At 73.2% G+C, this 12,542-nt stretch carries 9 protein-coding genes; 1 reads left to right on the plus strand and 8 read right to left on the minus strand.

Annotation, left to right across the window (positions count from 1 at the left end; all coding sequences use genetic code 11):
- Nucleotides 1-2: 2 nt before the first annotated feature.
- Nucleotides 3-1,592: a sensor histidine kinase gene (locus ACFYV5_RS07890; protein WP_389165681.1), complete on the plus strand. Its 1,590-nt coding sequence runs from the start codon at nt 3-5 to the stop codon at nt 1,590-1,592.
- A gap of 7 nt (nt 1,593-1,599) precedes the next feature.
- Here ACFYV5_RS07890 and ACFYV5_RS07895 read toward each other — a convergent pair whose 3' ends face one another.
- From ACFYV5_RS07895 to ACFYV5_RS07930, 8 genes are all read right to left on the minus strand, one after another.
- Nucleotides 1,600-2,808: an alginate lyase family protein gene (locus tag ACFYV5_RS07895; RefSeq protein WP_389165684.1), complete on the minus strand. Its 1,209-nt coding sequence runs from the start codon at nt 2,806-2,808 to the stop codon at nt 1,600-1,602.
- Nucleotides 2,809-2,932: 124 nt separating this feature from the next.
- The gene (gene glgP, locus ACFYV5_RS07900; RefSeq protein ID WP_389165687.1) at nt 2,933-5,566 is read right to left on the minus strand and encodes an alpha-glucan family phosphorylase; all 2,634 of its coding nucleotides are present in this window, start codon (nt 5,564-5,566) and stop codon (nt 2,933-2,935) included.
- A 215-nt stretch (nt 5,567-5,781) separates the two neighbouring features.
- Nucleotides 5,782-7,107: an FAD-dependent monooxygenase gene (locus ACFYV5_RS07905; RefSeq protein ID WP_389165689.1), complete on the minus strand. Its 1,326-nt coding sequence runs from the start codon at nt 7,105-7,107 to the stop codon at nt 5,782-5,784.
- An 11-nt stretch (nt 7,108-7,118) separates the two neighbouring features.
- A complete protein-coding gene (locus tag ACFYV5_RS07910; RefSeq protein ID WP_355107771.1) occupies nt 7,119-8,339 on the minus strand; it encodes a monodechloroaminopyrrolnitrin synthase PrnB family protein in 1,221 nt (406 codons plus the stop codon).
- Between the two features lie 172 nt (nt 8,340-8,511).
- Nucleotides 8,512-10,056, minus strand: coding sequence for an MFS transporter (locus ACFYV5_RS07915; RefSeq protein WP_389165693.1), 1,545 nt, complete (start codon nt 10,054-10,056; stop codon nt 8,512-8,514).
- On the minus strand, nt 10,053-11,468 hold the full coding sequence (locus ACFYV5_RS07920) for a 4-hydroxyphenylacetate 3-hydroxylase N-terminal domain-containing protein (protein ID WP_355107775.1): 1,416 nt from the start codon (nt 11,466-11,468) through the stop codon (nt 10,053-10,055). Before ACFYV5_RS07920 ends, ACFYV5_RS07915 begins: the two co-directional genes overlap by 4 nt.
- A 164-nt stretch (nt 11,469-11,632) precedes the next feature.
- Nucleotides 11,633-11,881, minus strand: a complete 249-nt coding sequence (locus ACFYV5_RS07925) for a GntR family transcriptional regulator (RefSeq protein ID WP_389165696.1) — start codon at nt 11,879-11,881, stop codon at nt 11,633-11,635.
- Between the two features lie 96 nt (nt 11,882-11,977).
- Nucleotides 11,978-12,439, minus strand: a complete 462-nt coding sequence (locus tag ACFYV5_RS07930) for a hypothetical protein (protein ID WP_389165699.1) — start codon at nt 12,437-12,439, stop codon at nt 11,978-11,980.
- Nucleotides 12,440-12,542: the final 103 nt, after the last annotated feature.

The raw sequence follows: 12,542 nt of genomic DNA on the forward strand, positions 1-12,542 counted from the left end.
GGATGCGTCGTGAACGACTTCGGGGTCCGCTGGTCGACCTGGGGCTGTGGGGGCTTCTTTCCGTGCCCGTCCTGCTGCGGCTCGATCCGAACGACGGGGGGTCCTGGGGGCAGGTCGCCGTCGGTGTCGTCGTGCTCGGCGTGTGCGTGGCGTTCTCGCGGTCGCTGCCCCTGGTCTCGCTCGCCGTCGTGGTCGCGGTCAGCCTCGCCTCGACGGTGGAGCTGTACACCCCGGCGTACAGCCTGGCCCTGGTCGTGTTCGGCTATCTCGCGGGACGGCGGCAGGAGCAGACCCGGGCCGCGCTCGCGCTGTTCGGGGCGGTGGCGGCGGCCGGACTCGGTCTCGTCCTGTGGTCGGGCGTGCCCGTCGCCCAGTGGTTCACCCTGGTCCTCGCCCTCGCCCTGGCGATCGTCGCGCCCTGGCTCACGGGCCGCTACGTGCGCCAGTACGCCCGCCTGGTGCGGACGGGCTGGGAGCTGGCCGAGCGCATGGAGCGCGAGCAGGCGGCGGTCGCCGAGCGCGAGCGGCTGCGCGAACGGTCCCGGATCGCGGGCGACATGCACGACTCGCTCGGCCACGACCTCGCCCTGATCGCGCTGCGGGCGGCCGCCCTTGAGGTCGATCCGGCGCTCGGCGCTCGGCAACAGGAGGCGGCCGGGGAGCTGCGGCGGGCGGCCGGCGACGCGACCGCCCGGCTGCGGGACATCATCGGCGTGCTGCGCGCGGGCGAGGAGGCGCCGGGAACCCGGACGACGCCGGCCGGGGAGACGGTCGAGGACGTGGTGGAGCGGGCGCGCGCCTCCGGGATGCGGGTGGAGCTGACGGTGACCGGAGAGGCCGGGCAGGCCGGGCAGGCCGGGGAGACGGGAGAGGCCGGGCAGACCGGGCAGGCCGGGGAAACCCCGCCGATGGTCGACCGGGCCGCCCATCGGGTGGTGCAGGAGTCACTGACGAACGCGGCCAGGCACGCGCCCGGCGCGCCCGTCCGGGTCGCGCTGGAGCGCGGGGGCGGCGCCCTGACGGTGTCGGTGTCCAACCCCGTGGCTGAGCCTGCCCCAACAGCCCCGGGCCCGTCCGCCGGTACCGGCCTGGTCGGCCTCGACGAGCGGGTGCAGCTCGCCGGAGGCCGGCTGAGCCACGGCCCGGACGGCGCGGGCGGGTTCGCCGTACGCGCGGTGCTGCCGCTGGAGCCGGGCGCGGCGGCCGTGGCTCCGACGACAGCACCCACCTCCGTACGGGAACGGGACCGGGCGCGGCGGGAGGTGCGGCGGGGCCTGGCGCGGGCGATCTGGATCCCGCTCGCGCTGGTGACCGCGCTCGGTCTGGTGATGCTCGCCTTCGGGCTCTGGACGCAGTCCCGTTCGTTCCTGGACCGGGACGACTATGTCGCGCTGCGCATCGGTGATCCGCTCGCCGCCGATGCCGAACGGCTCCCGCCGCACCCGCTGGACGGTCCCCCGGCCGGTGCCCCGGCCGAGCCGCCCGGCATGGACCGGTGCCTCTACTACCGTTCGACGCTCCTCGCCGCCGTCCCGGTCTACCGCCTCTGCCTCGCCGACGGGCGGCTCGCCGGCAAGGCGCTGGTGGGATGAGGCGGGGTCAGTTCGGGTTCCCGGCGTGGGTGAGGGTCTCCCAGGAGACGAAGTAGTTGTCCGTGCCGGACGGCCGGCGCGCCTCGGTGTAGAGCGCCGTGTTCGTCATGGAGATCCCCATCCGGCCGTGCAGGGCGTTGTAGCCGACCTCCGTCACCCTCCCCAGGCCGGGCTCGACCGTGCCACCGCAGAGCCACGACGGGACCGCCGCGCCGTTCTCGTACCGAGTGTGGAAGCCGAGGGCGTGCCGCAGCCGTTCGGAGACCCGGGGGTAGAGGTCCGCGCCCTGGATGCGGCTGGTCTCGGCGGTGTGGACGGCGGCGGCGAGACCCCAGCCGGTGTGGCCGAAGTCCCGGCAGGTCTCCTGAGTGAGGCCGTCGACGAAGGTGGACTGGCCCTGCCAGTACTTCACGATCTCGTCGCGGGTGTCGATGCCGCTGTTCGGCGGCGGCTTGGGCAGGGATCCGTCGGTGGTCAGGTAGATGTACGCGGGGACCCGGCCGAGATAGGTCGCGACGGCCTTGTCGTAGGCCGCCCGGTCCTCCAGGTGGACGGCGATGCCGAGCGCGGCCTCGGTCATGATGAGTTCCCAGTTGCCGTTCTTGGTGGCGGCGCCGTTGATGACCTCGGGGAGATAGACCGTACGCAGCATGGTCGCGAAGCGGCCGGAGTTCGGCCAGCCCCCGGTGTAGGTGTGCTTGATGATCTCGGCGGCCCGGGGCCAGGAGGAGCCGGCCCAGCCGGTCTGGAGCGGCGCGTTGGAGTTGGTGTGGTCGTTGATCACGGCCGACCAGGCGTCCATGATCTCGATCGCCTTGCGCGCGTGCCGGTCGTCCCGGGTGAGGTACCAGGCGAGCGCCTGGGTGTAGGCGGCGACCGCGTCCTGCCGCTCGTCCGTGCAGCCGTGGTTGGGGTTGGAGGAGGAGCCGCACTCGACGATCTCGCGCGGCTTGGGAGTCCGGGTCAGTGAGGCGTAGGTGCTGGCCATCATCTGGTCGTAGGCGCTCTTCCAGGGCTGGGCGCCCGCCTGGACCTTGGAGCGTACGAAGTCGAGCTGGGGCCGGGACACGACGACTCCGGGGTGGGTGAAGCTCGCGGGGGCGTTGGCCGCCGAGGGGCCGGCGACGGTGTGTGGGGGTGGTCCGGCGACGGCCGTCGGGGCGAGGGTGACGGCGACGGCCGCCGCCAGGGTGAGGACCAGGGCTGTGAGGCGCATGTGGGGGGCCTTTCGTTCCTGTACGTGAACGATGGGCGGACAGGTGAACTCCGCCTCGAGCGTGGAACGTAGAACCACTCCATGGACACGTCAAGACCCTGGTCCAGACCAGTCGCTCAGCACCTCACCTCATGAGGACCCCCGCCCCCTCCCCCGTCGCCTCCGTCGGCAGGGCCACCAGACCCAGTTCCGCCGCCGAGGCGAGCAGCGGATGCGAGGGCAGCACCCGGACCGTGCAGCCGAAGGGGCCGGTACGGTCCAGGACCAGCGAACCCTCGTAGGGCACGCGGCCCTCCAGGTCCGGGCCGCCCGCGGGCTTGAGCGCGCACACCCGGGTGTCGACGAGCGCGTCGTCGGGGGTGACCCGGCCGGTGACCGCCTGCACCTCCACGTCGTCCGGGTCCAGTGCGCCGAGCGCCACCCGCACCCGTACCGCCGTCGTCGCACCCAGCTCCGCGTCGGCCAGGTCCTCGCCGACCTCGCCGACCTCGACGTGGTCGACGGCGATCTTGGGCCAGGCGCCCCGCACCCGGCCCTTCCAGGCGGCCAGGCTCCGGGCGGTGTCCGGCGCGAGGGCCCGGTGCGCCAGGGCCGCCGGGACGTACAGCCGCTCGACGTACTCGCGCACCATGCGGTCGGCGAGCACTTTCGGGCCGAGGTCGGCCAGCGTCCTGCGGACCATCTCGGTCCAGCGGGCCGGCACCCCGTCCGCGCCCCGGTCGTAGAAGCGCGGGGCGACGCGGCGCTCGATCAGCTCGTAGAGCGCGTTCGCCTCCAGGTCGTCGCGGCGCTCCTCGTCCGTCGCCGCCGCCCCGTCGGCCGTCGGGATCGCCCAGCCGAAGTCGGGGTCGAACCACTCGTCCCACCAGCCGTCGAGGACCGAGAGGTTGAGGCAGCCGTTCAGGGCGGCCTTCATCCCACTGGTCCCGCAGGCCTCCAGGGGGCGCAGCGGGTTGTTGAGCCAGACGTCGCAGCCCGGGTACAGCTTGCGGGCCATGGCCATGCCGTAGTCGGGCAGGAAGACGATCCGGTGCCGCACCCGCGGATCGTCGGCGAACCGCACCAGCTCCTGCACGAGCCGCTTCCCGCCCTGGTCGGCCGGGTGCGCCTTGCCCGCGACGACGAGCTGCACCGGCCGCTCGGGGTGCAGCAGCAGGGCCCGCAGCCGCTCGGGGTCGCGCAGCATCAGCGTGAGCCGCTTGTACGAGGGGACCCGGCGGGCGAACCCGATGGTGAGCACGTCGGGGTCGAGGACGGAGTCCGTCCAGCCGAGTTCGGCGTCCGCGGCGCCCCGCTGCCGCCAGGAGGCCCGGAGCCGTTCCCGTACCTCCGTCACCAGCTGTTCGCGCAGCGTCCTGCGCAGCTCCCACAGCTCCCGGTCGTCGGCCCCGCCGGCCCCGTCGGCCTCTCGGGCGCGGCGGCCGACCTCGGGCGCGGTCCAGGTCGGCGCGTGGACCCCGTTGGTGATCGAGTCGATCGGCACCTCCTCCGGGTCGAAGCCGGGCCACAGACCGGCGAACATCCCGCGGCTGACGGACCCGTGGAGGGTGGAGACGCCGTTGGCGCGCTGCGCCAGGCGCAGGCCCATGGCGGCCATGTTGAACAGCCCGTGCTCGCCGCCGAGCGGCATCTCGTCGCCGAGCGCGAGCACGCGGCCCACGTCGACGCCGGGGAGCTCGCCGTCCTCGCCGAGGTGGCGCGCGACGAGGCTCCGCTCGAAGCGGTCGATCCCGGCCGGCACGGGCGTGTGGGTGGTGAAGACCGTCCCGGCGCGGACGGTCTCCAGGGCCGCGTCGAAGTCGAGGCCCTTTCCGTGCGGCCCGTCGCCCGCGAGCTCCCGGATGCGTTCGAGGCCGAGGAAGCCGGCATGGCCCTCGTTGGTGTGGAAGACCTCGGGCGCGGGGGTGCCGGTGAGCCGGCAGTACGTACGGACGGCGCGGACGCCGCCGATGCCGAGGAGCATCTCCTGGAGCAGCCGGTGTTCGCTGCCGCCGCCGTACAGCCGGTCGGTGACCTGGCGTTCGGCGGGCGCGTTCTCCTCGACGTCGGAGTCGAGCATCAGCAGGGGCACCCGGCCGACCTGCGCGGTCCAGATGTGGGCGTGCAGACTGCGGCCGCCGGGCAGGGCGAGGGTGACCCGGGCGGGGGTGCCGTCGTTCTCGCGGAGCAGGCAGACGGGCAGCTCGCCGGGGTCGAGGACGGGGTAGTGCTCCTGCTGCCAGCCCTCGCGCGAGAGGGACTGCCGGAAGTAGCCGTGCCGGTAGAGCAGACCGACGCCGACGAGGGGGACGCCGAGGTCGCTGGCGGCCTTGAGATGGTCGCCGGCGAGGATGCCGAGCCCGCCGGAGTACTGCGGAAGGGCGGCGGTGACCCCGAACTCGGGCGAGAAGTAACCGATGGACGCGGGCAGGTGCCCCTTCTGCTCCTGGTACCAGCGGGGGGCGTGGAGATAGTGGTCGAGGTCCTCGGCCGCGGCGCGCAGCCGGGCCAGGAAGTCCTGGTCGGCGGCGAGTGCGGCGAGGCGGTCGGCGGAGACGGAACCGAGCAGCCGGACCGGGTCGATGTCCGCGCCACGGCGGGCGCCCGGCCGGTCCGCACGGTCGGGGTCGGGGCCGGGGCCGGGGCCGGGGCCGAGGGAGTCGAAGAGTTCACGGGTCGGCTCGTGCCAGGACCAGCGCAGGTTCCGCGCCAGGTCGGTGAGCGGTCGAAGGGTGTCGGGGAGGACGGGACGCACGGTGAATCGACGGATTGCCTTCACGTGTTCCACCTTCGCAGGGGAGTACGGAGCGGAGCGGACGCACCACGCTGTGCAGCCGGTCGTGCATCCCCGACGGTAGGCCACCGCGCCCTCCCCCGGCCACGGCGCGCGGGGGTCGCGCGCCGTGGCGTGCGCGGGTGGCGGACCGTCGGGGGCCGCATGGGAACGCCCGAGCCTGTCCGCCGGATCAGGTCCGGCGGATCAGCTCCGGCGGATCAGATCCGGACGGGCCCCGACGGCACGGTGTAGGGCGAGTCGCGGTTGGCGGCGGCCGGGTCGCAGGCGCCGGTGGTCGCGTAACGGGCGGCGATCGCGGCCAGTTCGGCGGCGGGGATCACCTGGTGGATGTCGGTGAACCCGTGCGGGGCCCGCTGGTGCGCCAGATCGATGACGACCTCGGGGCCGAGCCGCCGGTTGGCGCGCTGGAGCGCGGTGGTGGTGGGCCTGCGGTCGCGCTCGTACGCGTCGAGGGCCTCCGCCGGATCGCGGTGGAGGGCCAGGGCGTGGGCGAGGGCGCGGGCGTCGATGACGGACTGGGTGGCTCCGTTGGAGCCGATCGGGTACATCGCGTGGGCCGCGTCGCCGATCAGGGTGGTGCGGCCGCGGGTCCACCGGCCGAGGGGCTCGCGGTCGACCATCGGGTACTCGTGGGCCGTGTCGGCGGCCTTCAGCACCTCGGGGACGCTGATGCCGCCGAACTCCCATCCCTCGAAGTGGTGCAGGAACGATTCCACGGGGACGGGGCGGTTCCAGTCCCCCCGGTACTCCTCGGCCGCGGACTCGGCGGGCCGGGCGAGCGCCCAGTTCACCAGGACGTCGCTCCCCGCCCGGTGCATCGGGTAGACCACGGCCTTCTGCCGGTCGTCGCCCGCGATGAACATGAAGGAGCCGACGGCGCGCGCCGGCATCCGCGAGACGCCGCGCCACACCAGCATCCCGTTCCAGGGCGGGCTGCCCTCTGCGGGGTTGAGCGCGGACCTGACGGCGGAGCGGATGCCGTCGGCGCCGACGAGCACGTCGGGTTCGAGCGAGGCGCGCCCGCGCCGGGCGCCGTCACGGTGTTCGAGACGGACGCGGGGCCGGCCGTCGGGCAGCGGCTCCACGCCGGTGACCCGGACGCCGGTGACCAGGGCGGCCGGGCCGAGCCGTTCCCGTACCGCCTCGGCGAGGACGTGCTGGAGGTGGGCCCGGTGGATCGAGAGCTGGGGCCAGCGGTAGCCGGCGCCGAGCCCGCGTGGCTCGCGGGAGATGAGGCTGCCGGAGCGGTGGTAGTAGCGCAGCTCGCGGGTGCGCAGGGCACCGGCTTCGAGGCGCGGGAGCAGCCCGAGCGCGTCGAGTTCGCGGACGGCGGGGGGCATGAGGTTGAGCCCCGCGCCGACGGGGCGGTTCTCCCGGGCCGACTCGACGACGGTGACGCGGTCGCATCCGACGGCGTGCAGGGCGAGGGCGGTGGTGAGGCCGGCGATGCCCCCGCCTGCCACGACGACGTGGAGAAGCGCGCCGTCGGACGGGGAGGGCTCGTAGGGGTTACGGAGGGTCATGCGGCCCTCCCTCAGTTCACCGGGGCGCCGGAACCGGCCCCCGCCGTGGAACCGGCACCGATCCCGGCTTCCGCCTTGGCCCCGGCCCGCGCCAGGGAACCGGAACCGGCCCGCGCCCCGGCCCCCGAGGGACTGCAGGTCGCGCGGCGCACCAGCGTCTCGTTGTCCCGGGTCAGGTCGAGGATCGAGCGCAGCAGGGCTATCGGGGCACCGCCGCTCCCCTCGTCGTAGAGCCGCAGGTCGTCCGCGTATGCCTTGCGGGCCATGCCGATGTGACGGGCGCGGAAGGTCTTGAGGATCTTCAGGACCCTGCCGAGCGCATGGGCGGAGGCGGACAGTTGCGGGGGCAGCCGCTCGGTGTTCTCCCAGCTGAGGGCCGCCGAGAGCTTGCTGACGGCCGAGACCCGGCCGGCGTGGCGGGCGTGGAAGTCGCGCCAGGACGGCAGGCTGTACTGGACGGAGTCGGCGAGGAACGCGTCGTAGGCGGCGTTCGAGCGGTCGCACTGCCAGAGCGTCAGATCGACCAGCCACAGCGGCACCTGGGCCGCGGCGGGGCCGAGGTAGTCGCGTCCGGCGACCTCGATCTCCTCGAAGTAGGGGCGCAGGGTGGTGGCGAAGAACTCCGGGGTGACATGGGTGACCGTGTGGTCGATGGAGTCGACCATCGACTGGACGTGCTGCGCGATGCGGTCGAGGGCGCCCGCGAAGCCGGGGTCGTACGGTTCGAGCCGGGCGAGCCGGGAGCAGGTGTCGAGGGCGGCGACGAGTCCGGGGAACGCCATCCGGACGGCTTCCTGGAGATGGGCCTCCATGGGGTGGCCGGTGTACGTCCGCCGGCGGGGGCCGGTCGGGTTCCAGGTGGTGTAGTGGTGCACGGTGTCGCGGGGCACCATGTCGGTCCGGCGGCCCAGGAGTTCCAGGACCGGGAGGACTTCGGGGACGGCGGCCACCGGCTGGATGCCGTGACGTTTCAGCGAGCCGAGCAGGATGCCGAGGTCGCGCATCGCGGCGAGCGCGTCGACCACGCTCCATTCGGCGGCCCGCTCCGGGTCGGGGACGACGGTGCGCAGGGCGACCGTGAGCGCGGGCACGTCGGCGTCGGCGTTCATCGCGGGCAACGCGGCGAGCAGGGCGTCGGCGCCGAGCGGGTCGGCGGCGCGTATGTCGGCTATGCGGTAGCGCGGGTCTCCGCGCTCTTCGAGCCGGGGCGCGACAAGGTCGTACAGGGCCAACGGAATGCCCCCTCTGTTTTGGGGCGCGCTCGCCTCAGGACGCCACTGGGGGTCCCCTCGCCGGGGGGCAGGGGAGTGCGTCCTTCGGCTCATGCGCCGGGTCTACGGGGTCGGCGTGGTCACCGTGTCGGCGTGGTCGCCGTGGTGCGGCGTGGTCACCGTGTCGGCGTGGTCACCGTGTCGGATGGTCACCGTGGTGCGGCGTGGTCACCGTGGTTCTGCCACTCGGCCCCGGCGTGGTCGGCGCCGGGGTGGGCGTGGGCATGCGCAAGCGTACGGATATCGTCGTGGCGACGGCGGCGAAGACCGCTCCGACGAGCAGAGCGGCCCGGAATCCATCGGTCCGGGCGGCCGCGGTGGCTGATTCGGTACTGGTCGTGGCGACGGCCACGAGGACGGCGAGGCCGAGGACGGAGCCGAACTGCTGGCTGGTGTTGACCAGTCCGGAGGCGAGTCCGGTCTCCTCGGGGGCGGCCTCGGCCGTGGCGGCGACGTTGGTGGTGACCATGACCAGCGGCAGGGCCACGCCCAGGAGAAGGCTCGGGGCGAGCACGGTGGTGAGGAAGCCGCCGTCGGGGGTGAGGGCGAGGGCGAGCCACAGGGTGCCGGCGCACAGCAGGGCGAAGCCGAGGGTCATGGTCCGCGTCAGGCCGAGCCGGAAGATGAGCCGGCCGGTCTGCGGGGCGACGGCGACGACGACGAGGGAGAGCGGCAGCAGGCCGAGCCCGCCGCCGAGGGGCGCGTACCCGAGGACGCTCTGGAGATAGACGCTGACCAGGAAGAACATCGGAAAGAGCGTCATCTGGCCGAGGGCGCTGAGGATGTTGGCGCGGCGCAGGGCGGGCCTTCGGAGGACGGCCGGCGGCACGAGGGGCTGGGCCGTGCGCGTCTCGACGACGGCGAAGGCGGCGAGGAGGGCGAGCCCGCCGGCGCCCGCGCCGAGGGTCGGCGCGGACAGCCATCCGTTCTCGGCGGCGCCGACGAGCGCGTAGGCGACGAGCCCGAGGCCGCCGGTGCCGGTGAGGGCGCCGGCGAGATCGAAACCCCTGCCCCCGGTGGAGGGGCGGTCGAGGCTCTTGGCGCTTTGGGGGCTGCTGGCGCCTTCGGCGCCGCGGGGGCCTTCGATCACCCGCAGGACCAGGGCCCCCAGCAGCACGGCGGCGAGGACGTTGAGCCAGAGAGTGGACCGCCACCCCAGGAGATCGGTGAGGACTCCGCCGAGTACGGTCCCGAGGACACCGCCGAGGCCCCCCATCGCGGCGAACGCGCCGAGCGCCTTGTGCCGGGCGGGCCCGTCGGGGAAGAGGACGAGCAGCAGCGCGAACGCGGCGGCCGCGGCGAGCGCGGCACCCACACCCTGGGCGGCGCGGGCGGCGACGAGGACGCCCGCGTCCGCCGCGAGGGCGCCGACGGCGGAGGCGGCCGCGAGCAGCCCGAGCCCGGCGAGGAACACCCGCCGGTGCCCGAGCAGATCGGCGGCCCGGCCGCCGAGCAGCAGCAGTCCGCCAAAGGTGATCAGGTACGCGTTCGCCACCCAGGAGATCCCGGCGGCTCCCGCTCCGAGGTCCTCGCCGATGGAGGGCAGGGCCACGTTGACGATCGCGGTGTCGAGGATCAGCAGCAACTGCGTGGCGGCGAGCAGCGCGAGCGCGCCGCGCCCGGGCGTCCTCGGTCCGGGGGTCCTCGGTCCGGGGGTCTTCGGTCCGGGGGTCCTCACTGGGTCGTCCCGAGGTCGTACCCGTCCAGGCACGCCTGGGCGAGGGACGTACAGTCCTCGGCCGCGCCGGCCCAGGTCTGCATGGTCAGGTAGACGTGCGGGGCGCCCTGGTAGAAGCGCTCGTACTGCTCGTGCCGCCCGGCGAACTCCGTGCCGAGCGCGTCCCAGGCGAGCTTGAGGAGCTTGAGCCGGTCCTCGGCGGGCTGTCCGGGCGTACGGAAGTACCGGCGTACGAGCTCCCCCAGCTCGGGGTGGAGCAGGTCGCGGGCGCTCGCCGGGGTCTGGATGATGGCCCCGCCCGCGAGCAGCTTGATGTCCTGGACGGCCCGGGGGTACAGCTCGCCGGCCATGATGCGCTGGGCGAAGGAGATGTCCGTCCCGGGCCGCACCCCGCCCCGCCCGTCGTCGACCGGCTCCCACGACGCCTCGGCGGCGAGGACGAACGCCTTGGCCTGGGCGACCATCCCGAGCAGCCGCCCGATGGCCTGGGTGACCGCGGGCAGCTTGTCCGTCCCGTTGGACCGGGCGATCAGAATGGCGAGCCCGGTGAGGAACTCGAGCTTGGTCCAGAAGCGGGTCGCGGACTGGTGCACGAGGTTGAGGTACGCGGGTGTCTCCCACCACATGGCGGCGGTGGCGCCCACGTCCCGGTAGGTCAGCACGCGTTCCCAGGGCACGAACACGTCGTCGCACACGAGCAGCGCGTCGTTCTCGTCGTAACGGGAGGAGAGCGGCTGGTCGAAGACGGACCGGGCCTGGGCTTCGTAGGAGGTCCGGGAGATGAGCTTGAGCCCTGGCGTGTCCATCCGTACGGAGAAGGAGAGCGCACGCTGGACATCCTCGGCGGCGAGCGGCTCGATGGTCCCGACGAGGACCTCGTCGGCGAAGACGGCGCCGGTACCGATGGTCTTGGCACCGCGCACCACGATCCCGTCGGCGCGGTCCTCGACGACCCGGACGCTCTCGTCGCCGGGGGGATTCGTGAGGGTGAACGCGCAATGCAGATCGCCCTCGGCGAGCCTGCGATGGAACGCGAGGGCGTTCTCGGCGCCGTCGAAACAGTCGGTGGTGAACACCTCGGGCACGGCGGCGAACCCGGCGGCGCCGGAGGCCATGTAGTCGGGGGTCCTCCCCAGGAAGCCGTAACTGGCCTCGGCCCACACCTTGTACGCCCGCCGACGCGCCACCAGATCCTCGTACGAACGGGGCACGGCGTAGGCGCGGTGGACCCCGCCCGCGACGAGGGCGGGGGTGCGCGGCGAGTCGTGGGCGAGATCGTAGAGCCCGGCGAAGGAGCCCGCGGTGGCCCGGAAGGCGGGATGCGCGGTGACGTCCTTGACCCGCTCCCCGTCGAGCCATACCTCGCGCCCGTCGCGCAGCGCCTCCAGATACTCCTGCCCTGACCGCGTCACGGTGATATCGCCTCTCCTCGTGGGTCACGGCTGTGCCGAACGGCTGTGCCGTTCCCGAGCCTTCACGGCGGGGGACCCACGGGGCAATGAACGTCCGTCCAGCGGTCCTTAAGAACCGGCCAGTCAGCTTCCGTTCATGTGGCATTTGTGCACTTCGGGGGCGACTAGGGGGTGGGCGGCTGCTCCTCCGGCCTCAGCACGTAGGTACCCATGCCGGCCTCGGAGCGCGTGAGCCCCTCCTTCCGCACGGCTTCCATGGCCCGCTGGGCGGTGGAGTTCACCACCCCGAACTCGTTCGCCACCTGGACCACGCTCGGGATCTTGCTACCGGGCGGATAGGTGCCGTTGCGGATGCGCTCGACGATGACGGTCGCGATCTGGGGCCACATCGCGCGCGTTCGATCAATGGACATGAGGCCATCTGAGTACGCCTCGGTTTCGACGCCACCCCGGTCATCCGGCTTACTTTCAAACCTCGATCACGATGATTGGCATCCTTGACAGAGCCATCATCGTTGAACTGATGAACGAGGCGGTCGCCGCGCGGTCAGCTCCGCCGACCCCGGGCGCACGTACTGGACATCAGCGACGTGCGGGAGGAAACCGTAGCTCGCATGCTCGTCAGCGCCAACCACGAGGTAGATCTCGCAGAGCTTCTCGGTCTCGCGGCTCCGGTAGTCGAACCTGATTCCCGGCGCCTCGTCGGGGTAAGAGTCGAATACCCAGGTCGCCGGCCCCGTGTACGTGAGGGGAGCCGGCCCAGTGGACTGTCCGCAGTTCACGTCGGGCTCCTCCACCCGCTCCAGTTCCGCGGACCCGTCTGCCCGGACCGTCAGACGGCTGCCGCCTTGGACTGTCCAGACCCCCTCCACATCGGCGACCACGAGCGCCGGAGGGCTCGAGTCCTCGCTCGCCTCAACGACGAAGGCGGCCAACGCCGCGGCCAACAGCCCCGCCGCGCCGACCAGCAACCTTTACGGAAGCTTTCCCTTAAAAGGCTTGAGCCCCGATCTTTTCCTACTGAGAGGGCTACCCTTCCCGATCGTCGCGGCGAGGCCACGGGGACGTGGCGAG

Source organism: Streptomyces sp. NPDC003035 (genome assembly GCF_042888285.1).
Taxonomy (GTDB): domain Bacteria; phylum Actinomycetota; class Actinomycetes; order Streptomycetales; family Streptomycetaceae; genus Streptomyces.

What these genes read in the sequence shown, in the direction of transcription:
- ACFYV5_RS07905 (WP_389165689.1), bottom strand. Translation starts at nt 7,107, where the DNA reads ATGACCCTCCGTAACCCCTACGAGCCCTCCCCGTCCGACGGCGCGCTT.
- ACFYV5_RS07925 (WP_389165696.1), bottom strand. Translation starts at nt 11,881, where the DNA reads ATGTCCATTGATCGAACGCGCGCGATGTGGCCCCAGATCGCGACCGTC.
- ACFYV5_RS07890 (WP_389165681.1), top strand. Translation starts at nt 3, where the DNA reads ATGCGTCGTGAACGACTTCGGGGTCCGCTGGTCGACCTGGGGCTGTGG.
- ACFYV5_RS07895 (WP_389165684.1), bottom strand. Translation starts at nt 2,808, where the DNA reads ATGCGCCTCACAGCCCTGGTCCTCACCCTGGCGGCGGCCGTCGCCGTC.